Raw genomic sequence first — 19,435 nt, forward strand, 5'->3', positions numbered from 1 at the left:
TGCGTGCGCCGACGGCAGTGGATAACAGAAAGGTGTTCAGCATGAACGAACTCATCGGTCGCGTCTTCAACTTCGAGAAGACACTTTTTCCAGCCAGCAGCGAGCTCTTCAACAAGCTCACCACGCACGGCCAGTCGCCCAAGGCGCTGATGATCTCCTGCGCCGATTCGCGCATCGTGCCCGAGCAGATCATGCAGGCGGATCCCGGTGACCTGTTCGTCTGCCGCAACGCCGGCAACATCGTGCCGCCCTACGCCACGCAAAACGGCGGCGTCACATCCACGGTCGAGTATGCCGTGGCGGCGCTGGGCGTGCGCGACATCATCGTCTGCGGTCACTCGGACTGCGGTGCGATGAAGGCCCTCTCTGATCCCACGGGTCTCGAAGCGATGCCCAACGTCGCCGCATGGCTGAAGCACGGCGCGGCCGCCGCGCACATCGTCAGCACCTGCCATTCCGAACTGGACGGCAAGGAGCGCGTTCGTGCGATCACGCTTGAAAACATCATCGCGCAGATCAACCACCTGCGCACTCACCCGTCCGTCGCTGCCGCCATCGCCCGCGGCGAGATGACGCTGCATGGCTGGATGGTCGATATTCATGCCGGGCAGGTGCTGGGTCTCAACGGCGAAACCGGCGAGTTCGTTGTTCTGCGCGAGGACCGCGACCTGCCGGTTGCCCTGCCGGCACGTGCCCGCATCGCCACCGAATACGCCGAGGCGGCTGAATGAGCACGCTCTCACCCGCCATGGGGGAAGAGCGCTCAGGCATCTTCTCCCACTTCGGTCGGGACTTCACGGCTTCCATAGTCGTGTTTCTCGTGGCCATGCCCCTGTGCATGGGTATCGCGATCGCATCCGGCGTGCCGCCGGAGAAGGGCCTCGTCACCGGCATAATTGGTGGCATCGTCGTGGGCCTGCTGGCGGGGTCGCCGCTGCAGGTCAGCGGACCGGCTGCCGGCCTGGCCGTCATCGTGTTCGAGTTCGTTCGCGAGCACGGACTGGAAGCGCTGGGGCCGGTGCTGCTGCTGGCAGGCATTCTCCAACTCGTTGCGGGCGCGCTCAAGCTGGGTGGCCTGTTTCGCGCGATCAGCCCGGCGGTGGTTCACGGGATGCTTGCGGGCATCGGCGCGCTGATTGTCATCGGCCAGTTCCATATCCTGTTCGATGAAAGGCCGTTGTCCAGCGGCTTGCAGAACCTGGCCGCGATGCCGGAGCGGATCTTCGGGCTCGACTTCTCCAATGCGGCGGCGACGGAAATGGCGTTGTTGCTCGGCCTTCTGACGATCGTCGTCATGATCGGCTGGGAGAAGGTGCGTCCCAAGTCGATGACCCTTGTTCCAGGCGCACTGCTGGGCGTTCTGGCCGCGACCGCCATCGCCTGGGGATTGGGTCTGGAGGTCGCGCGCATCGAGGTGCCGACTTCCATCGCTGCAGCGTTCGCTTTTCCCACGAGCGCCGCCTGGTTCGCCCCGCTGGGCAATCCCGCGCTCATCGTGGCCGCGCTCGCCATCGCCTTCATTGCCAGCGCGGAAACCCTGCTCTCGGCTGCGGCGGTCGATCGCATGCATGATGGTGAGCGTACGAAGTACGACAAGGAACTGCGTGCGCAGGGTGTCGGCAACTTCCTGTGCGGTGTCTTCGGCGCACTCCCCATGACGGGCGTCATCGTCCGCTCATCCGCCAACGTCCAGGCCGGCGCGCGGACGCGGCTGTCCACCATGCTTCACGGCGTGTGGATACTCGGTTTCGTCGCCCTGCTGCCGTGGCTGCTGCGCGAAGTGCCGATGGCGGCCCTTGGCGGCGTCCTCGTGGTGACGGGCTGGAAGCTCGTGAGCCTCAAGCATGTCCGTCACCTCTTCAAGGTGCATGGCGTGCTGCCGGCGGCGATCTGGGCGGTTACCTTCATCTTGGTGGTGACCACAGATCTGCTGACGGGCGTGCTCGTAGGCCTCGCGCTCTCGGTCATCGAACTGCTGCCGCACTACAAACACCTGCGCCTCAAGGTGGAAGAGCACGACGAGGGTGAGGCCACTCGCCTTGAACTGAACGGCGCTGCGACTTTCGTGGGCCTGACGCGCCTGAACAACGTGCTTGAGAAGCAGCCGCCTCATCGCCCGGTCCATCTCGACCTCGGTCGCGTGAAGGCGATGGACCATACGACGGCGGAAACCCTTTCCGAATGGATCAGCCGTCGCCGCCAGGGCGGCCAGCGTGACCGCGTCACCGGTCCGGACAACATCCTGCGGCCACTTCCTGTGGCAGGCTGACCCGGCTCAGGGAGCCGACACCCGCCTCAGGGCCATGACGCCGAAACCCGGGCGGCTGTGCAATCGCGCAGCCGCCCGTTTTCTTTCGACCGAAGCATCCCCGGCGGAGCGAATGTGTTGCAGGCCAACCACAGCTGATCGCCCCGTGATGCTATGGAAGCACATGGCGCTTGCCAAGATGCGCCCATGCCCTAGGGTTGGGAGCGTCTGCAGGAACAAGGCCCGCCACGTAGCGGCTGCCTGGCGTGCGGGCCGCAGGACGGAACATGCTACAACAGTAACATGAGGGTGTTCCGACTATGACGTCTCGTCTCTTCTCCGGCGTCGCCGGCTCCGTGGCTGCCTGCACTGCCGCCATGATCGGCTTCGCCACCCCCGCAATTGCGCAGGAAGAAGCTCCCAGCGAAATCTCCGTCTCCGGAACCGTTGGTCTCGTGACCGACTACCGCTTCCGCGGCGTGTCTCAGACGGATGAGGAACTGGCGGTGCAAGGCGGCGTCACCGTTTCGCACGCAAGCGGCGCCTACGTCGGCACTTGGGCTTCGAACCTGGCCGGGTGGGGCACGTTCGGCGGCTCGAACACCGAACTCGATATTTATGGTGGCTACGCCGCCGAAGTCACGCCCGGTGTGAAGCTCGATGTCGGCCTGACGTGGTACATGTATCCGGGCGGCGCGGACACGACTGACTTTGCGGAGCCCTACGTGAAGCTTTCGGGCGACGTCGGACCGGCCAGCGTGCTCGTGGGCGTGGCCTACGCACCCAAGCAGCGCGCGCTGGGCCGCGTCTACTATGATGCCGACGCGTACAACGCCGGCGTCCCCGATGCCCCGGGCAAGAAGTCCGACAACTTCTACATGTGGGCGGATGCAAGCTCCGCGATCCCCGAAACCCCGCTCACCGTGAAGGGGCACATCGGCTATTCGAACGGCAACTCCGGCCTCGGCCCGAACGGGACGAGCGTTGCGCCGACCGGCAGCTACGTGGACTGGATGCTGGGCGCCGACATGGCGGTCGGGCCGCTCACGCTCGGCATCGCCTACATCGACACCGATATCTCGAAGTCGGAATCGGCTTACCTTTACCCGAACTTCGCCTCCAGCAAGGATGGCTCACAGATCGCGGGAGCGACCATGGTGTTCTCGCTCGGAGCCTCGTTCTAAGCGAACCGACGGGCGCCTGCCTCACCGGTGGTGGCAGGCGCCTGCAGGCCGAGCACCGGCAGGAGCGCCATTCAGGGAGGAGGGCTCCTGTTGCTGCGGGCCAACGAAAAAGGGCGCGGTGGTCAAGACCACCGCGCCCTTCGTGCTACTGCCCTTGGAAGGGAGGCCTCGTTCAGGCGTTTTCCTTCTTGCGGCTCGCCTTCTTGCGCTCATGCGGGTCGAGGATCGCCTTGCGCAGACGGATCGACTGCGGCGTCACTTCCACCATCTCGTCGTCGTCGATGTAGGCGATGGCCTGCTCGAGCGTCATGATCTTGGGCGGGGTCAGGCGGATGGCGTCATCCTTGCCGGTCGAACGGAAGTTCGTCAGCTGCTTCGACTTCATCGGATTGACTTCAAGATCGTCGGGCTTGGCGTTTTCGCCAATGATCATGCCTTCGTAGATCTTGTCCTGCGGCTTCACGAACAGGATGCCGCGCTCTTCGAGGCTGTTGAGAGCGTACCCGACGGCTTCGCCCGTGCCGTTCGAGATCAGGACGCCGTTGAGGCGGCCTTCGATCGGGCCCTTGTGAGCGTCGTACTTCTCGAACAGGCGGTTCATGATGCCGGTGCCGCGGGTGTCCGACAGGAACTCGCCGTGGTAGCCGATGAGGCCGCGCGAAGGGGCCGAGAAGGTGATGCGGGTCTTGCCGAGGCCTGAAGGACGCATGTCGGTCAGCTCGGCCTTGCGGCGCTGCATCTTCTCGACGACTGTGCCCGAGTATTCGTCGTCCACGTCGATGACGACGGTCTCGTACGGCTCGGTGCGGCCACCGTTCTCGTCCGTGCCAAACAGCACGCGCGGACGGCTGATGCCGAGTTCGAAGCCTTCGCGGCGCATCGTCTCGATGACCACGCCGAGCTGGAGTTCGCCGCGACCGGCGACTTCGAAGCTGTCCTTGTCGGCCGACTCGGTGACGCGGATTGCGACGTTGGTTTCCGCTTCGCGCATCAGGCGGTCGCGAATCATGCGGCTCGTCACCTTGTCGCCTTCACGGCCCGCGAGCGGGCTGTCGTTGACGGCGAATCGCATCGCCAGCGTCGGCGGATCGATCGGCTGGGCCTTGATCGGAACGGAGACGGACGGATCGGCGATGGTGTTGGCCACGGTGGCCTTCTCAAGGCCTGCGAGCGCGATGATGTCACCGGCGCGGGCTTCGTCTACGGGCACGCGGTCGAGGCCGCGGAACGTCAGCACCTTCGTCGCGCGGCCCACCTCGATGACCTTGCCGTCGGCGTCGATGGCCCGGATGGGGTCATTGACCTTGAGCTTGCCAGACTGGACGCGGCCGGTCAGGACGCGGCCCATGAAGTTGTCACGGTCGAGAAGCGTGGCAAGGAAGGAGAACGGCGCGTCGACGTCGAGGTTCGGCGCCGGCACGTGCTCGACGATCTTCTCGAACAGCGAGGTCAGCGTGCCTTCGCGAGCGTCCGGATCGTAGCTGGCGTAGCCGTTGCGGCCCGACGCGTAGAGAACCGGGAAGTCCAGCTGCTCGTCATTGGCGTCGAGGCTGACGAAGAGGTCGAACACCTCGTCGAGCACTTCGGCATGACGGCCATCGGGACGGTCGATCTTGTTGACCACGACGATCGGCTTGAGGCCGAGGCCCAGCGCCTTGCCGGTGACGAACTTGGTCTGCGGCATCGCGCCTTCCGAGCTGTCGACCAGCAGGATCACGCCGTCGACCATCGAGAGGATGCGCTCGACCTCTGCGCCGAAGTCAGCGTGGCCGGGCGTGTCGACGATGTTGATGCGGTAGCCGTTCCACTCAATCGAAGTCGGCTTCGCCAGGATGGTGATGCCGCGCTCTTTTTCGAGATCGTTCGAGTCCATGGCGCGCTCTTCGACGCGCTGGTTGTCGCGGAAGGTGCCGGACTGGCGGAAAAGCTGGTCGACGAGGGTGGTTTTGCCGTGGTCGACGTGCGCAATGATTGCGATGTTGCGCAAAGGAAGCGGGGCGGACATGGGTCTACTCTCAGTAGGAGGGCTAGGGCGAGCAGCCCTGTGCTGCACCGCAAAATTGGCGCGCCCTTAACCGATTACAGTGATTCCGGCAAGCGGGGTACGCTGTCCGGTTGAGGCGGCGATGGGTCGCTCCGGCAATCGGCCGGGAAACCTCTGCGCGCCTGGAGCGGTTCAGGCAGGGAAGCACGCTCGGGGCGCGGACGTGGACGAGGGGCGCATAATCCATGAAGGGGCAGGTGATGACACGATATGGCGGCTTTTGGTGGCGGGCGCTGGCTTACCTGATCGACGCGATCATCCTTCAACTGGCGCTGTCGGTGTTGGGCGGAGCGCTTGGCTTCGGGATGATGTTGCCGCTGGCGGGCACGGGCAGCCTGGCCGATGCCGTGATCGGATTCTCAATGCTCGGCATGATCCTTGTCCTGCTCGTGGGCCAGTGGCTCTACTTCGCCCTGATGGAAAGTTCGCGGCTGCAGGGCACCCTGGGCAAGCTGGCGGTCGGCCTCATCGTCACCGACGAGGAAGGGCGCCGGATAAATTTCATGCGGGCGACGGGGCGCTACTTCGCCAAATTCCTGTCCGGTCTCATCCTGTGCATCGGCTATGCCATGGCGGCATTCAGTGCCCGCAAGCAGGCGCTCCACGACATGATGGCCGGAACGCTGGTCTACAGGACCCGTGATCCTTCCAGCCTTTCTGCGCAGTAGCGGGGCCAGGCCCGCCGAGCCACCCCTAGAGTTCGCGCAGCGCGCTGGCGGGCTTTGCGCGCAGGAGCGGCAGCGTGGCGGCGAGGGCGAACGCAAGGATGAGCCCCACACCCGAAAGCAGCACCGCTGCGATCCGCGCCCAGTCCGGCAACCATTCAAATTCGAACAGCTTCACCACGATAATCCAGGCGGCCCCACTGCCCACCAGCAGCGAGACCCCCGCCAGTAGGGCGGCGATGAAGCCGTACTCCGCCATCAGCAGACCGAGCAGCTGCCGTCGGCTCGCGCCCAGGACGCGGAGAATTACCGTATCGTAAGTCCGGCTGGCGCGGGCGGCGGCGATGGCGCCGAGCAGGACGGCGAGCCCGGCCAGTACGGTGACGGCAGCAGCGGCGAGGATGGCCGCGGACATCTGGTCAATGAGGGCGCGTGCGTCCCGCAGCAGGCTTCCCGTTTCGATCACGGAGGAGGAGGGGAATGCCCGTGCGAGCCGTGGCAGGAGGTTCGCTGTCGCTGCGCCGTCCGGCACTTCGATGGTGGCGGCCAGGTTGTGCGGCGCGTCAGCGAGGGCATTGGGCGAGAAGACGAGCACGTAGTTGAAGCCGAGGCTGTCCCAATCGATGCGGCGCAGTGCGGCGATACGGGCTGTGCGTTCCACGCCCAGAACGCTGATCGTCACGTAGTCGCCGACCTTTACCCCAACGGCTTCAGCCAGCTTCTCATCAAGCGAGACCAGCGGTTCGCCGCGATAAAGTTCTGGCCACCACTGGCCTGCCGTAACCGTGCTGCCTTCCGGGACAACGGACGAATAGGTCAGGCCGCGTTCGCCCCTCAGCGCCCAAGCGCCATCGGGCAAGTCCTTGCCCAGGCTCGAAACAGTGGTCATGGCGCCCTTGGACCCATAGGCGAGTATCCGACCGCGCAGGTTCGGCACGATCCGCAGCGTGGCGTCCGGAATCGTGCGCTCCACCGTCCGGCGAAAGTCCGCAGTCTTGTCCTTCGGGACGTCGAGGACGAAGAAGTCCGGCGCGCGGTCCGGCACGGTCCGGCGAATGTTCGCGTCAAGGCTGGTCTGGACGGCGGCGATCAGGACGAAGGCCGAAAGCCCGAAGCCCAGCGCCGTCACCAGTGCTCCGGTCTGCGCTCCGGGGCGATGAAGATTGGCGAGCCCGGCGCGGAGCATGGGACGGCGGGATCGCGGCAGCCGCGCGGCCAGGGCCCGGATGCCGATGCCGATCACTGCCAGCAAGGCCAGTATCGCAGCCGATCCTGCCAGAAAGCCGAGCGTTACAAGCGGCTGTGCGGCATTGAACAGGGCGAGAGCGACGATGGCGAGAAGGCCCAGCCCGACGGGAAAGGCAAGAGCCTTCCTGTCGACGACCAGCGGCGCGACGCGGGCGCGCATAAGCGCCATGGCGGGCCAGCTGCGGGCGCGCATCAGGGGCGGGGCGGCAAAGACCAGGGCCACGAGCAGGCCATAGCCTGCCGCCGTCGCCAGGGCGGCGGGGGAGACGGTGAAGCCGGTGTCCACCGGCAGAAGGCTCTGCAGCGCCGTTGCCAGGAGCGGAGTGACGAGCACGCCCGCGCAAAGGCCGGCGAGGCTGCCGATGATTGCGGCGGCGCCGACCTGGAGTACGTAAATTCGGGCTATGTCACCGCTTGTGGCGCCCAGCACCTTGAGCGTGGCGATGGAATTGCGCCGCGCTTCCAGGTAGGAGGTGACGCCGCCACCGATGCCGATGCCCGCAATCACCAGCGCCGCCAGTCCGACCAGCATGAGAAACTCGCCCATGCGGCTGACAAAGCGCTCGGTAGAGGGCGAGGCCGCCTTGCGGGTTCGAGTCTCGAAGCTGGGGCCGAAACGCTCCTTCAGGCGCTCGACCGCAGCTTCCGGGTCACGCCCCGCAGCGTCGAAGCGCACCTTTGCGACGCTGCGGTACATGGCACCCGGCGCCGTGAGCCCGGCTTTCTCCGGTAGCTCCAGCCCAACGATGGCCGTGTCACCCAGGGCGAAACCTTCGCTCATCTGCTCCGGGTCCGCCTCGATGATGCCGGAGACGGCGACAGGCACGCCGCCCACGGTGATCGTGTCGCCGGGAGCTACACGCAGGCGTGCGGCGGTGCCTCTCGCTATCCAGGCGCCGTTTGCAGGCGGCGCCCTGACCTCGCGGCCGTCGGTAAGCTCCAGAGTTCCGTAAAGCGGCCAGGCATCGTCCACCGCCTTCAGCGCGACCGGCGCCGTCATGTCGCGGTGGCTAGCGATCGCCTGAAGGCGCAGGCCCTGGGAGGTCTGTCCGAGGGAAGCGAGTGCCGCGTTCTCCTCTTCCGAAAGGGGGCGCTGCCAGATGCGCAACTCGATGTCGCCGCCAAGGATCTCTCGCCCGCGGGAGCCGAGTTCGCGCTCGATCGAACCGGTCAGCGTACCGATCGCCGCGATCGCTCCCACCCCGAGGAACAGGCACACGAGAAGGAGTCGCAATCCCTTGAAGCGCGCCGAAAGATCCCGGCGGGCGAAGGTCCAGGCGGTTCGCCAAGGCAGAGCCTCAACCAAGCGCGGCACTCGTGCGGCGGGCCGCAGCATCGACGGCTTCGTCCCGGCCCGGGACGTCGCTGGCGATGCGGCCGTCGCCTATGGTCACCACCCGCTCGCAGCGGTGGGCCAGCGCTTCGTCGTGCGTGATGATGAGCAGGGTCGCCCCCGTCTCGTCCCGGCGGGCGAAGAGAAGGTCGATGATGGCCGCGCCGGTTGCACCGTCGAGGTTGCCCGTCGGCTCATCGGCGAAGACCAGCGTCGGGCGCGGCGCGAGGGCGCGGGCGATGGCCACGCGCTGCTGTTCGCCCCCGGAAAGCTGCGCCGGGTAGTGAGAAAGGCGATGGCCCAGACCGACCGCCTCCAGTTCGGCCCGTGCGCGCTCATGAGCATCCGCCATCCCGGCCAGCTCCATCGGCGTAGCCACGTTTTCCAGCGCTGTCATCGTCGGCAGGAGGTGGAAGGCCTGCAGCACGATGCCGATACGCCCGCGGCGTGCCCGGGCCAGGGCGTCTTCATCCATGGCCGCAAAGTTTTCGCCCGCGACTTCGAGCGTTCCCGATGTGGCACGCTCAAGACCACACAGGACAGCCATCAGCGAGGACTTGCCCGATCCGGAAGGCCCGAGCAGGGCCAGCGTCTGCCCGTGCGGCACGGAAAGGTCCACTCCGCGCAGGATGTCGACCGCGCTTTCCCCGGTGCCCAGCGTGAGGCGCAGGTCGCGGGCAAGGATTGTCGGGACGGGGGTGGCGCCGTCAAAGGCGTGGGAAGGGCTTGTCACCGCTCCCATATGGGATAGCACCATCCCATCCGACAAGTCGGTCTTTCAGGAGAATGCCTTGCGCCATCCTTCCCTCGCGCTTCTCGCCGCTTCCTCCCTGGCTCTGGCAGGCTGCGACAACACACCGTCTGCCCCCCCGTCGAGCGCGAGTGTGGTCGATGAGCCGCCCGGGATCCCGGTGATGGGTCCTGAGCGGCCGATCCTGGCATTCGGCGACTCGCTTCTGGCAGGTTACGGTCTGGAGGATGGCGAAAGCTATCCGGACCGGCTTGAACAGGCGCTGCGCGCCCGCGGGGTGAATGCGCGCATCGTGAACACCGGGGTTTCCGGAGATACCACAGCTGCGGGTCTGCAACGCCTGGAGTTCACGTTGAAGAACCAGTCGGTGAAGCCCGAACTTGCGATCATCAGCCTTGGTGGCAACGACATGCTGCGGTCCCTTCCGCCGGAGGAGACGCGCGCCAACTTGGAGAAAATCCTGCAGCGGCTGAAGCAGGACGACATTCCCGTGGTGCTGCTGGGCATGCTGGCCGCGCCCAACCTGGGCAAGGATTACGCCGCCGCCTTCAACCCCATCTACCCGCAGCTGGCAGACACCTATGGCGCCGTGCTCGTCCCGTTCTTTCTTCAGCCCGTGATCGACAAGCCGGACCTCATGCAGGGGGACCACGTCCATCCGACCGCATTGGGCATCGACGCCATCGTGGCGGCGACGGTGGACGATGTCGCGGACGCCCTGCCTCAGACGAAATAGCGCTCTCGCCGCCGGGAGGGAGAAGTCAGGGCAGGCGCCGCACCGTCCCGGCGCTGACTTCCCAGACGGCCGCCTCGCCGGCAATAGCCTCGAACGGCGCCAGTTCGGTCCCTGTCAGCCAGACTTGCGCCGAGCCGGTTCGCAACCGGTCGAACAGGGCCTGTCGGCGCAGCGGATCGAGATGCGCGGCAACCTCGTCCAGCAGGAGCAGGCGCGGACGGCTGTCGGCATCGAGGGCGTGTGCCGTCTCCAGCAGTCGCGAGTGCGCGAGAGTGATCGCGATCAGCATGGCCTTCTGCTCGCCGGTCGAGCAATCGGCAGCCGGCTGGTCCTTGCCCGCCATCGTGACGGCAAGATCGTCTCGATGAGGCCCCGTCAGCGTCCGCTGCGCGGCGCGTTCGCGCGCGCGGCCCTCGCGAAGGGCAGCGGCAAGCGCGTCCTGCTCCAGCGGACCGCCCGGCAGATACGCTAGCGAAGGGCGGGCAAACGGCGCTTCCGGTAGCGCCGCCAGCTCCACCTGGAGCTGCGCGACGAGTTCGGCCCGGGCAGCGGCGACGAGCGCGCCCGCCTCCGCGATCTGCAATTCCAGGGCATCCAGCCAGCGTGGATCGGGCGTGCGCTCATCGGAAAGCAGGCGGTTGCGTTCGCGCAGGGCGTTGTCGAGCCGCGCCGCGTTGGAGGCGTGCCCCGGCACCATCGCGAGCACCAGCCGGTCGAGGAACCGGCGGCGGGCTCCAGCGCCCTCCACGAAGAGGCGGTCCATGGCAGGGGTCAGCCATCCGATCGAGAGCCACTCTCCCAGGCTCAGGGCAGACGCCTGCCCCCCGTTGACCTGGACCAGGCGGCGGCCGGGCCGTTCGGCGGCGCTGCCCGTGCCCAGCCGGACCGGCTCGCCCTTCCACGTTTGCAGGGATGCGTTCACCGCGAAGCCGCCATCGCCGTCCTGCGCGGGGAGGTCGGCAAGCTGCGCGCGGCGCAGGCCTCGTCCGGGCGCCAACAGGCTGATCGCCTCCAGGATATTGGTCTTGCCTGCGCCGTTCTCCCCAACGAGCAGGTTGAACTGAGCCGTGCCCTCGACGGCGGTTTCGCGGTGGTTGCGGAAACGGGAGAGGAGGATACGATCGAGCATGTGGAGCGCGGCCTAGCCGTTCACCGGTGCGGGCTCAATCCTTCTGCCCGCCGACCGATCAGGCCGGTCCCGCCTTGGCGAAGGGGGAGAAATCGAGGTTCTCGTCGAACACCTCAACGCCCTCACGCGCCTTCAGCCAGCCCACGACCGCGTAAGTCACGGGGGTGAGCACGGCCTCCCATAGCACCTTCATGCCCCAGTTCGTCACCATGACCGTCAGTACCTGCTCGTGAGTCCAGATGCCGAGGAAGGCGATGGGATAGAAGAAGGCGCTGTCGACAGCTTGCCCGAATACGGTCGAGCCGATGGTCCGCAGCCACAGATGGCGCCCCGCCGTGAGCAGCTTCATCCTGGCGAGGACAAAGGAGTTCACGAATTCGCCGGCCCAGAAGCCGATGAGCGAGGCAAGGACGATGCGCCAGGTGGAGCCGAACACCATCTCGTAGGCGGCCTGGCCATTCCAGCCATCGGCCGGGGGCATTGCAACGACGATGAAGCTCATGAAGGCCATGAAGATCAGGGCAATGAAGCCAGCCCAGACGCAGCGGCGAGCGTTGGCATAGCCGTAGACTTCGGTGAGAACATCCCCGATCACGTAGCTGACCGGAAAGAAGAGGATGCCAGCGCCGAAGGTCACACCCTGCCAGCTCGCCAGCTTCGATGCCCCGATCAGGTTCGACAGCAGGAGAATCGCCACGAAACCCGCCATCACATAGTCGAAATACCGATAATGCCGCCGCGCTCCTGCAAGGCCGTCGATGCGGGAGAGGGACGATGCGGTGTCGGCGGGCGCGTTCATGGCCTGTGCGTAACGTGGCTTTCCAGCCCCGCAAAGCACAAGTTTGGTAACGCTACAGGTTTGCGCATCCGCTCATCCGCGCTATGGGAACCCTGCGCGCGCCCGTAGCTCAGCTGGATAGAGCACGAGCCTTCTAAGCCTCTGAGCGCGCTCACTGAAAACCGCAGAAATCCTCATCATTTCTTCCTCGCCAATGTCGAGTGTGACTCGTTTTGTGACCAAACGCGCGAAGAAACGCGATCGAAGGCCGTTTCGTGGTGTGCCGGCTCGATGTGAGCGTAGCGCATTGTGACTGCCACGGAGGAGTGCGCGAGGGCATCGCAGATGTCTGCAAGGTCCGCTCCTGCCATGCGCGCCCAGCTCGCGAATGTGTGGCGCAAGTCGTGGAAGTGCAGATCGTCCAACCCTGACAATTTGACGGCACGGTCCCACCGCTTACGGAAGTTCACCGTGTCGAAGACAGCGCCCACACGATGCGTGTCCATGGCGAGCATCGCCCGGACCTCTGCCGTCATGCGAACGGTGTGCCGCTTGTTCCCTTTGACCACCACTGTGATCAGCGAACTGGACAGATCGACGTTGCGCCAGTCCAGCGTCAGAATGTTCGTCTTGCGAAGCCCCGTCGCCACTGCGAACTTAATGATGCGCTGAAGTCCGGGATCGCTGACAGCGAGTATGGCTTCGTACTCATCGGTGCTCAGGAAGCGAACCCGCCCGGGCGGCTCAGGTGAGCGCACTTTCTTCCAGGCGATGTTGGGGATCGTCTTGCCGTGCACGTCCTTGGCGTGGTTGAGCGCGGCGCGAAGGCAGTTGAAGTCACGATTGATGGAATGCGACTGCAACCCCTCGCCACGACGCGCCGCCTTGTAGTTGAGCAGCTTCTGATTGGTCAGATCGGCAAGCTTAGTGTTTGGCCCGATGATGCGCGAGAGCACGTCAAGCTTCTGCTCGATAAAGGCGCTGGATGGGGCGTGCTGCCCGTGTTCATGCCAGTAAGCGCCCAACACGTCTCTCAGCCTCCAATCGTCGTCGAACTTGGTCTTGTTCTTCGCCTCGGTGCGCTTCGCCGCCTCTAAGGCTTGCGCTTCGCGCTTGCTCTCCGTGCCCGTACTTCCTCGAAATCGAATACCGTCGAGCGTGAACGAGTACTGCCAGAACGAGGAGCCCGGGCGCTTGTAGAGTGACATTCGCGTGATCTTTCGATGAACTGCTCGATGTCCGACTGAGAGTAGCGGACATTGCGCCCGATGCGGACGAATGACAAATCGCCCTGCTGACGAGCCTTTCGTAGGGTGCGCGGGCAGATTTGCAGGGCCGCCGCAGCCTCACCCTCGGTCATCAACCTTTCCGCCGTCACGTATCATCCCCTTCGTTGTCGATGGGTGGGGTCATGCTGCGCGAGCCTTCTGCTTGATTGCGTCCACGGCGGCGATCCTCTGGCCCAACCAGGCCATCACGGGAACCGCCATACTATTCCCCAACGCCTTGTAGCGGGGGCCATCGGCGGCGGGTTTGCCGCGGTAGGGGACGTTTGTGTACTGGTCGGGGAAGCCTTGGAGGCGTTCGCATTCGACGGGCGTAAGACGGCGGACGGCCGACGTAGCGATGTAGCTCCGGCTTGATCCACCGGAGGCAGCCCGAAGGTTCGCAGTGTCGTGCGGACCTTCCATCTGAGCGCCGTCTTCGCGGCCTCGCATGTCGAAGGCGACTGCCTGCACCTTATTGCGGGCTTCAAGGGTATAGGCGCAGTCTTCCTGCCAGCCCTTTCCCTGCGGACCCGCCTCGCTGCACGTCTCGGCGCTCGTGCCGGGGTAGCGGTTGCCGCCAGTCTCGTTTCCACCGGCAGGCAGCGTCGCCGTCACGTCAGCCGCGATCAGATGCCCGGCTTGCCCTTGGTTGTCATCTGCGCCGCACGTTCCAACGCCGTTTGCAGTGAGGGCGGCAACTGCCTCCCGCGCTTCTCGGCGCGGCGCAGGATGCCCCGACAGGCTGTGGCGCTCAAAAAGTACCGCTGCGGCACGTCGCCAGTCTCCAAGATATCCGACAACGAAGACGCGACGGCGGCGCTGTGGAACTCCAAAGTGCTGAGCGTCCAGAACTCGGTAGGCGAACCCATACCCGAGTTCGCCCATGCCCCCGAGGATGGAGCCAAACGCCCGTCCTCCATCGATGGACAGGACGCCGGGGACGTTCTCCCAGACCAACCAGCGGGGCCGTTTGCGATCAGCAAGGCGGAGAAATTCGAGTGCCAGGTTGCCACGGTCGTCATCCAAGCCGCCTCGGAGGCCGGCGATGCTGAACGACTGGCAGGGGGTTCCCCCAACAAGAAGGTCAATTGCCCCATAATCATCGGCTCCGATGGTGGTGAAGTCGCCGTGGCACGGGACGTTCGGGTAATGGTGGGCGAGAACGGCGCGGGGGAATGGCTCGATCTCGGAGAAGGCTGCGGGCTCCCATCCCAAGGGGTGCCAGGCGACCGTTGCGGCTTCGATACCGCTGCAAACGGAGAGGTAGCGCATCACAACACCACCCCCACGCCTACAGCCTCGGGATCAGCGATGATCAGGAGGGCGAAGAGAACGACCAGCAGTGCGGCCACGAAAGCGATACCGACGCGGGCAGGCGGCTGCGGCTTCTCACCGGCGGCGCGGGCAAGGCGCGCTTCCTCAGCCTGCATCTTGCGGTAGAGGCGGAAGACACGCGGGGCCTTGTACGTCATGGGGACGATGGGGCCGTACTTGGCGAGCCGGTCGGACTTGCCGGTGTGGTTGATCCACGTTGTCATGATGCGCTCCCTTTGCTGGTAGCTGCGAGGGAGCGGAGGCAGGCGGCGGTTAGGGCGAGGGCCGGGGTGGCGGAGAGCGACAAGCCGTCGACTAGATCGGAGCCGGTCGCGCACCAAGCCCAAGGCTTGCGGCCGTTCTCGGTCATATGCTCCTTGCGGCCCGTGCCTACCGCAAACTCGTACCCCTCCGGCACCAGCGTCATCGCGGCGTCGAGGGAGGCGGTGAACAGCGGAAGCGGGACACCGTGGCCGTTCTCGTCGTAGTAGCAGCGACCTAGCGGGTGCCCTTCCTCTACAACGCGAATGCCGACTAGTGGCGCGATAAGGCGATCCAACTCCCGATCCGGCCCCGTCGCCTTCTCTACGCGCTCTGCAAGCGCCAACAGTGTCTCACGATCCATGGTGGTTGCCTCCGAGGGCCGGGGCACCGGGGAGCGGCATCCAGTGAGTGGGCGGCCATTCCGTAGTGAACCCGCCGTCAGTGCTCATCCATCCGCTGTCGGAACCACCATGCATGGTCGCCCAGTGAGGTTCTGCGGGGTCACCATATTCCGGGCACCGGCATGGGCCGCCGCAATCACCAATGACGGGAGCTTCGGGCTCTATCCAAAATCCCGCTGTCACCCGGGCTGTCGGCAGGCCCTGATCGTTTTCAGGGTACAGCCCGGACAGGATTACCTCTGTCCCATCCTTCGGTGCCGTCTCAATCGGCTGCCATGCCCCGCGCAACGCATCACGTTCAGCGATGAGGGTGAGGATTTCGGGGACGGCGTTGCGGAGGTACGTCCAGAGCGCTTCGTGCGCGCCAAATTCCTGCCCGATGCCGTAGAACTGCACTCCCAGCGCCACGCCATCGAAGTTGCAGTAATCCGCCGCTTCGACTTCGCCGTCGCCTTGGCAGCAAGGGCATTCCACGGTCTCGGAGGCAGTGTACTCCTCTGCCGCGGATAAGTCGCCCGGTGTCGCCGCCTCGTGCAGGGCCTTCAGGGTGTCATGTGACAGGCTCATGATGCGCCTCCCGCACACCAAAGGCCGCACTCCGCGTCCATGTCAGGATCATCGTCGAAAAGCCCTCCCGCAAACATGTCAGGCTGGCGTCGAACGTCCCGGATCAGTTCGGCGTAGCTGTATTCAGTGACGAAGCGCCCCTTGCCATGGCCCTGCTCCATGTCGCTCCACCACTGCAATGTTCCCGGCTTGGTACGCTCAACCTCCCATAGCTTTGGGCGGGCCTTGAGGAAGCAGGCGTCACAATTCCCTTCGAACGGGAGAAGCCCTAAGTCAAAATCCTGCGCTTGCCAGTACGCCATGACATCACGCTTGGTTATGCCCGCGTCGGCAAGAGGCATGACAGAACCGCGCTCCCGGCCCTTAGCGACCCTGTGCGACTCATCCGCTCGTAGACCCACCACATTGGCGTATTTCGTGTGGCCGTTGGCCTCCATGAACGCCTGCAGCGTGAGCACCTTGAGGTTTTCGGTGCACCATCGAGCGACGCTATTTGGCGTGGACTTTTTGGACTTTATCCGCGCGGCGAACGGTTCCCCATTGCGGGCGGCGCTATTGAAACCAACTTCCTCGAACCTCTCGGCGACCGGAACGCTCTTGAGGCGCGATCTCCATTCCAGCCACCGCACCCGAATGCCCCAGCGGGTGCCGCACTCATGCACGAAGCGCAGTGTTTCCTCACGCTCCTTCCCGGTGTTCGCGAAGCACACATGCACGTCATCGGGCAGGGTGCCGCCATGCGCCTGCAGAATTCGCCAGAGCATGTAGGCAGAAGTCCTTCCGCCAGAAAAGGAGATCAGCGCAGGGCCATGAATGAGGTAGGGATCGCTCATGATGCGCCTCCGATCTTGCGGGCGCGGGTGAGCGGGACCAGATCGTCCGGCACGTGATCACGATTGATGTAAAACCCGTCCGTGAAGCCACCAGTTCGGTTCGTCACAGGCCACTCGTCTGATACGCAGACGTTCAGGCCCCGCGTCGGATTGCCCACTACGTTGCGGTCCAAAGTCACGCCAACAACCCAGAGGCGAGTATCGCGCCAGTCCGGCCATCGCTCGATCATGTTCTCAGAAGGACGAACCTCCTCACCGATGCGAGGATGCCAATCTCCTACTCCCCGCTCCGATGGGGCTTCGGGCGCGCTGGGGGAGAGGGCGGCGAGAACATACTCAACTGCCCATTCTGCCTCTTCAGGTTCACCTGACGGGTCGGGCTCATTAGCCCAAGTCACCTCGCCAGCATCGTCACCGATGCCATGCAACCAGATACGATCATGGACAGGCTCGCCAGATGCGCGCAGGCGGGCAACCAGTGCAGCCTGTCGTTCCACATCCTCCCCACCCGTTACGGGCGCAGGCTGAGGGGTGGCGGAAAGTGCGTGGATACGGTCCATAAGGGCGTCTCGCTCGCACCCATGCTTGCACACGTAGGGCGCAGGCTGAGGGGTGTCGTAGAGGGGATGAACCTCGATTGGATCGTGCCCGTTTACGCGCTCGGTGTGGACGCCGTAGCGGCTTACCTTGCGCCCTGCGTAATCAAGATAGACGTACCGATAAGCCACCGCCTCACCGGCAAGGCTCTGCTCGGTCGTGGGGAGGGAGGTGAGGGCTGCACGGACGCGCGGCAATTGAACCGTGCGGGCCTCCTGCTGGATCACCATCCATGCCGTGACGCCGCCATCCGCAACGATCTCATCCCATGACAGATCTGCGATATCTGCGAGCCAGCGCTCCTGCTGCACTAAGACCGCCTCCACGGCTGCGTTCTTCTGCGTATCAGTCATGCTATTGACCCTCCTTGCGAGGCAGCGAAGCGATCAGAAACAGGCCGAAGAGATAGATCCTCCAGCGTGTCCGAGCGGTCGTGGAATAGGCGCGGCTGTGTGAGCGCCAGCGCACGGCCTTGAGTGGGGTGAGGCAGAAGCGGGGCTTGATGCGTTCTCTCATCGCTCCTCCTCCCGCATCGCCCGGCGAAGGTCAGCAGCCTCGCCAGCAAGGTATTCCTCATGATTTGCCCAAGCCTTCTCGGCAGCGGCGCGGACGTTCGTGTCCGTCTCCAGCAACCGCCAAAGCCAGTTCGGCGCGACCTCTTTGCGGGCAGAGTAGATGCCGGTGGAGGGCTCAGTCAGGATTGCGTCGTCGAGGTAGAACTCGCCGTCCTCAAAGCGCACCTTGAGGTCGAGGCCGAGGTTATGGCCGTCGTCGTCGAGGCCCTGTTCGAAGCCCAGAAACATATCCAGGGCGAGCGGAATGGCTTCAACCATTGGCGTCCTCCATTTCGTCGATCTCATCCCTGATCGCGTCCAGCGTGTCGCCGGTGACGTGAAGGCCGTTGCTGACCCAGCCATCCTCTTCACCCTCGTATGAGGCATCGTAGTCAGGGTGGGTCGCGGTAAAGGCGGGCTCAGGCCAGCGGCCATGCTCGATGGGCCAACCTCGATAGGTTTCAATGCTCACTGCGCATCCTCCTCAATCCGGTCGATCTCTGCCTTGACCTCAGCCTCAGTCGCTCCCGTGACGCACAGAGCATCAGAGCAACCAGCCCATGCTTCTTGAGGTGTGCCGGGGGTGGGGTCCTGGTAAACGGTCCAGTGGCGGCGGTAGGTGTGGTGCGGGGTGGTCATCGCCCCGCCTCCGTGACCGCGTCGATCTTGGCGATTACATCCATGCGGTCGAAGCCGACGACGTGGCCGCCGATGACCTTCTCCTCACCGTCAGGCGCGTCCTCGATCTCGAAGTCAGGCGTGGTTGCCATCCAGCAATTGCGCCATCCGGTACGCGAGGGCAGGCGCTGAAGCTCCCAGCCCCGGTACGTGTCCGGGTTGAAGGGGAAGTTGTGGATTTGGGCGGTCATGCCATCCTCCGAAGCTGCGCAGCCCGGCACTGACACGCGATCCGCTCAAGACGGCTGCGCTCCTGCCATGCTGCGATGTGTTGAAAGTGGGTCGGCGTCGGATTGCGCTCGCCAAACAGCGGCGTTCCAGCCCAAGAGGTCTCGGCGTACATCAGGCCGCCTCCCGACCCTGAGCAGCGCGCCAGCGAGCCGCGTTGCGCATCCGCCGGGTTGCCGTGTCCGGGTCGCCGCCGAAATCGGATGGGTGGCCGAAATGGACGGCAAGCGCGGCATCGACGCTGGGCACCTCAGCCTCAAGGTCGAGGTATTCGTACTGCCGGCCATCAGCCATGGCGTCCTGCCACGTGCCGCCGAACAGCATGTCCACGTAGTCCCGGCGCATCTTGCCGAGGGCCTCAAGGCCATCGCCGGAGAAGTGAAGCTGATCGTCTCCCATCGCCACGATAGGGCGCGAGAGGTACAGTTCGTCCACGTCCAGCGCCTCGATGAAGCGGGCTACTGCCGGGGCTTCGTACCAGGCCGGGACTTCGGCGGTGGCGGCGGTGAACTGCCGCACAAGGTCGCGCAAATTAACCACGGGGCGCCTCCACCTTGGCGAGGGCGGCGGCACGATTATCGCTATGGCGACGAGCCATTCGCTCCGAACGCCTGC

Annotated in this window: 23 protein-coding genes; 5 read left to right on the top strand and 18 right to left on the bottom strand. The window is 65.0% G+C overall.

Annotated elements, in window-relative coordinates:
* The first annotated feature begins 41 nt into the window (after window positions 1-41).
* The 3 genes from C2R25_RS01870 (at window position 42) to C2R25_RS01880 (ending at window position 3,432) form a co-directional block, all read left to right on the top strand.
* Window positions 42-731 carry a carbonic anhydrase gene (locus C2R25_RS01870; RefSeq protein ID WP_103727628.1) on the top strand — a complete coding sequence of 230 codons (690 nt, stop codon included), beginning with the start codon at window positions 42-44 and terminating at the stop codon, window positions 729-731.
* Entirely contained in the window at window positions 728-2,269 is a 1,542-nt protein-coding gene (locus C2R25_RS01875; protein WP_103727606.1) for a SulP family inorganic anion transporter, read from the top strand. The genes C2R25_RS01870 and C2R25_RS01875 overlap by 4 nt, the downstream gene beginning before the upstream one ends.
* Before the next feature lie 299 nt (window positions 2,270-2,568).
* Window positions 2,569-3,432 carry a TorF family putative porin gene (locus C2R25_RS01880; protein WP_103727607.1) on the top strand — a complete coding sequence of 288 codons (864 nt, stop codon included), beginning with the start codon at window positions 2,569-2,571 and terminating at the stop codon, window positions 3,430-3,432.
* Between the two features lie 172 nt (window positions 3,433-3,604).
* On the opposite strand, the gene typA is transcribed toward C2R25_RS01880, so the two are convergent.
* Complete coding sequence (gene typA / locus C2R25_RS01885; protein WP_103727608.1) at window positions 3,605-5,437, bottom strand: translational GTPase TypA; 1,833 nt, start codon at window positions 5,435-5,437, stop codon at window positions 3,605-3,607.
* 239 nt (window positions 5,438-5,676) lie between these two features.
* Between typA and C2R25_RS01890 the strand changes: the two genes are divergently transcribed.
* Window positions 5,677-6,144, top strand: coding sequence for an RDD family protein (locus C2R25_RS01890; protein ID WP_103727629.1), 468 nt, complete (start codon window positions 5,677-5,679; stop codon window positions 6,142-6,144).
* A gap of 25 nt (window positions 6,145-6,169) precedes the next feature.
* Here C2R25_RS01890 and C2R25_RS01895 read toward each other — a convergent pair whose 3' ends face one another.
* Both C2R25_RS01895 and C2R25_RS01900 read right to left on the bottom strand, forming a co-directional pair.
* A complete protein-coding gene (locus C2R25_RS01895; RefSeq protein ID WP_103727630.1) occupies window positions 6,170-8,695 on the bottom strand; it encodes an ABC transporter permease in 2,526 nt (841 codons plus the stop codon).
* The gene (locus C2R25_RS01900; RefSeq protein WP_103727609.1) at window positions 8,688-9,464 is read right to left on the bottom strand and encodes an ABC transporter ATP-binding protein; all 777 of its coding nucleotides are present in this window, start codon (window positions 9,462-9,464) and stop codon (window positions 8,688-8,690) included. Before C2R25_RS01900 ends, C2R25_RS01895 begins: the two co-directional genes overlap by 8 nt.
* A 49-nt stretch (window positions 9,465-9,513) precedes the next feature.
* Between C2R25_RS01900 and C2R25_RS01905 the strand changes: the two genes are divergently transcribed.
* Entirely contained in the window at window positions 9,514-10,209 is a 696-nt protein-coding gene (locus C2R25_RS01905; protein WP_103727610.1) for an arylesterase, read from the top strand.
* 25 nt (window positions 10,210-10,234) lie between these two features.
* Here C2R25_RS01905 and recF read toward each other — a convergent pair whose 3' ends face one another.
* From recF to C2R25_RS01975, 15 genes are all read right to left on the bottom strand, one after another.
* Window positions 10,235-11,338: a DNA replication/repair protein RecF gene (gene recF, locus C2R25_RS01910; RefSeq protein WP_103727611.1), complete on the bottom strand. Its 1,104-nt coding sequence runs from the start codon at window positions 11,336-11,338 to the stop codon at window positions 10,235-10,237.
* 58 nt (window positions 11,339-11,396) lie between these two features.
* A complete protein-coding gene (locus C2R25_RS01915; protein ID WP_103727612.1) occupies window positions 11,397-12,137 on the bottom strand; it encodes a queuosine precursor transporter in 741 nt (246 codons plus the stop codon).
* A 176-nt stretch (window positions 12,138-12,313) separates the two neighbouring features.
* Window positions 12,314-13,324 carry a site-specific integrase gene (locus C2R25_RS01920; RefSeq protein WP_103727613.1) on the bottom strand — a complete coding sequence of 337 codons (1,011 nt, stop codon included), beginning with the start codon at window positions 13,322-13,324 and terminating at the stop codon, window positions 12,314-12,316.
* Entirely contained in the window at window positions 13,210-13,476 is a 267-nt protein-coding gene (locus C2R25_RS21245) for a helix-turn-helix domain-containing protein (protein WP_103727614.1), read from the bottom strand. The genes C2R25_RS01920 and C2R25_RS21245 overlap by 115 nt, the downstream gene beginning before the upstream one ends.
* A 49-nt stretch (window positions 13,477-13,525) precedes the next feature.
* A complete protein-coding gene (locus C2R25_RS01930) occupies window positions 13,526-14,656 on the bottom strand; it encodes a DNA cytosine methyltransferase (protein WP_103727615.1) in 1,131 nt (376 codons plus the stop codon).
* Window positions 14,656-14,922: a hypothetical protein gene (locus tag C2R25_RS01935; RefSeq protein ID WP_103727616.1), complete on the bottom strand. Its 267-nt coding sequence runs from the start codon at window positions 14,920-14,922 to the stop codon at window positions 14,656-14,658. The genes C2R25_RS01930 and C2R25_RS01935 overlap by 1 nt, the downstream gene beginning before the upstream one ends.
* On the bottom strand, window positions 14,919-15,323 hold the full coding sequence (locus C2R25_RS01940; protein WP_103727617.1) for a hypothetical protein: 405 nt from the start codon (window positions 15,321-15,323) through the stop codon (window positions 14,919-14,921). The genes C2R25_RS01935 and C2R25_RS01940 overlap by 4 nt, the downstream gene beginning before the upstream one ends.
* Window positions 15,313-15,930, bottom strand: a complete 618-nt coding sequence (locus tag C2R25_RS01945; protein ID WP_103727618.1) for a hypothetical protein — start codon at window positions 15,928-15,930, stop codon at window positions 15,313-15,315. Before C2R25_RS01945 ends, C2R25_RS01940 begins: the two co-directional genes overlap by 11 nt.
* The gene (locus tag C2R25_RS01950) at window positions 15,927-16,763 is read right to left on the bottom strand and encodes a phosphoadenosine phosphosulfate reductase family protein (protein ID WP_103727619.1); all 837 of its coding nucleotides are present in this window, start codon (window positions 16,761-16,763) and stop codon (window positions 15,927-15,929) included. Before C2R25_RS01950 ends, C2R25_RS01945 begins: the two co-directional genes overlap by 4 nt.
* Complete coding sequence (locus C2R25_RS01955) at window positions 16,760-17,713, bottom strand: hypothetical protein (RefSeq protein WP_103727620.1); 954 nt, start codon at window positions 17,711-17,713, stop codon at window positions 16,760-16,762. Before C2R25_RS01955 ends, C2R25_RS01950 begins: the two co-directional genes overlap by 4 nt.
* A 1-nt stretch (window position 17,714) precedes the next feature.
* On the bottom strand, window positions 17,715-17,876 hold the full coding sequence (locus tag C2R25_RS20325; RefSeq protein WP_158250600.1) for a hypothetical protein: 162 nt from the start codon (window positions 17,874-17,876) through the stop codon (window positions 17,715-17,717).
* Window positions 17,873-18,193 carry a hypothetical protein gene (locus C2R25_RS01960; RefSeq protein ID WP_103727621.1) on the bottom strand — a complete coding sequence of 107 codons (321 nt, stop codon included), beginning with the start codon at window positions 18,191-18,193 and terminating at the stop codon, window positions 17,873-17,875. Before C2R25_RS01960 ends, C2R25_RS20325 begins: the two co-directional genes overlap by 4 nt.
* Window positions 18,186-18,386, bottom strand: a complete 201-nt coding sequence (locus C2R25_RS01965) for a hypothetical protein (protein ID WP_103727622.1) — start codon at window positions 18,384-18,386, stop codon at window positions 18,186-18,188. Before C2R25_RS01965 ends, C2R25_RS01960 begins: the two co-directional genes overlap by 8 nt.
* 163 nt (window positions 18,387-18,549) lie before the next feature.
* Window positions 18,550-18,783 carry a hypothetical protein gene (locus C2R25_RS01970; RefSeq protein WP_103727623.1) on the bottom strand — a complete coding sequence of 78 codons (234 nt, stop codon included), beginning with the start codon at window positions 18,781-18,783 and terminating at the stop codon, window positions 18,550-18,552.
* 151 nt (window positions 18,784-18,934) lie between these two features.
* Window positions 18,935-19,435: hypothetical protein (locus C2R25_RS01975; RefSeq protein WP_233203713.1), on the bottom strand; the 501-nt coding region annotated here is incomplete at its 5' end.

This window comes from Novosphingobium sp. HII-3, from assembly GCF_002916655.1.
In the GTDB taxonomy this organism is placed as follows: domain Bacteria; phylum Pseudomonadota; class Alphaproteobacteria; order Sphingomonadales; family Sphingomonadaceae; genus Novosphingobium; species Novosphingobium panipatense.

Excerpts from the sequence above, each read along its gene's own strand:
- C2R25_RS01890 (WP_103727629.1), top strand. The coding sequence starts at position 5,677 with ATGACACGATATGGCGGCTTTTGGTGGCGGGCGCTGGCTTACCTGATC.
- C2R25_RS01920 (WP_103727613.1), bottom strand. The coding sequence starts at position 13,324 with ATGTCACTCTACAAGCGCCCGGGCTCCTCGTTCTGGCAGTACTCGTTC.
- C2R25_RS01930 (WP_103727615.1), bottom strand. The coding sequence starts at position 14,656 with ATGCGCTACCTCTCCGTTTGCAGCGGTATCGAAGCCGCAACGGTCGCC.
- C2R25_RS01880 (WP_103727607.1), top strand. The coding sequence starts at position 2,569 with ATGACGTCTCGTCTCTTCTCCGGCGTCGCCGGCTCCGTGGCTGCCTGC.
- C2R25_RS01935 (WP_103727616.1), bottom strand. The coding sequence starts at position 14,922 with ATGACAACGTGGATCAACCACACCGGCAAGTCCGACCGGCTCGCCAAG.
- C2R25_RS01955 (WP_103727620.1), bottom strand. The coding sequence starts at position 17,713 with ATGACTGATACGCAGAAGAACGCAGCCGTGGAGGCGGTCTTAGTGCAG.
- C2R25_RS20325 (WP_158250600.1), bottom strand. The coding sequence starts at position 17,876 with ATGAGAGAACGCATCAAGCCCCGCTTCTGCCTCACCCCACTCAAGGCC.
- C2R25_RS01915 (WP_103727612.1), bottom strand. The coding sequence starts at position 12,137 with ATGAACGCGCCCGCCGACACCGCATCGTCCCTCTCCCGCATCGACGGC.
- C2R25_RS01950 (WP_103727619.1), bottom strand. The coding sequence starts at position 16,763 with ATGAGCGATCCCTACCTCATTCATGGCCCTGCGCTGATCTCCTTTTCT.
- C2R25_RS01940 (WP_103727617.1), bottom strand. The coding sequence starts at position 15,323 with ATGGATCGTGAGACACTGTTGGCGCTTGCAGAGCGCGTAGAGAAGGCG.
- recF (WP_103727611.1), bottom strand. The coding sequence starts at position 11,338 with ATGCTCGATCGTATCCTCCTCTCCCGTTTCCGCAACCACCGCGAAACC.
- C2R25_RS01945 (WP_103727618.1), bottom strand. The coding sequence starts at position 15,930 with ATGAGCCTGTCACATGACACCCTGAAGGCCCTGCACGAGGCGGCGACA.
- C2R25_RS21245 (WP_103727614.1), bottom strand. The coding sequence starts at position 13,476 with ATGACCGAGGGTGAGGCTGCGGCGGCCCTGCAAATCTGCCCGCGCACC.
- C2R25_RS01900 (WP_103727609.1), bottom strand. The coding sequence starts at position 9,464 with ATGGGAGCGGTGACAAGCCCTTCCCACGCCTTTGACGGCGCCACCCCC.
- C2R25_RS01960 (WP_103727621.1), bottom strand. The coding sequence starts at position 18,193 with ATGGTTGAAGCCATTCCGCTCGCCCTGGATATGTTTCTGGGCTTCGAA.
- C2R25_RS01970 (WP_103727623.1), bottom strand. The coding sequence starts at position 18,783 with ATGACCGCCCAAATCCACAACTTCCCCTTCAACCCGGACACGTACCGG.
- typA (WP_103727608.1), bottom strand. The coding sequence starts at position 5,437 with ATGTCCGCCCCGCTTCCTTTGCGCAACATCGCAATCATTGCGCACGTC.
- C2R25_RS01870 (WP_103727628.1), top strand. The coding sequence starts at position 42 with ATGAACGAACTCATCGGTCGCGTCTTCAACTTCGAGAAGACACTTTTT.
- C2R25_RS01875 (WP_103727606.1), top strand. The coding sequence starts at position 728 with ATGAGCACGCTCTCACCCGCCATGGGGGAAGAGCGCTCAGGCATCTTC.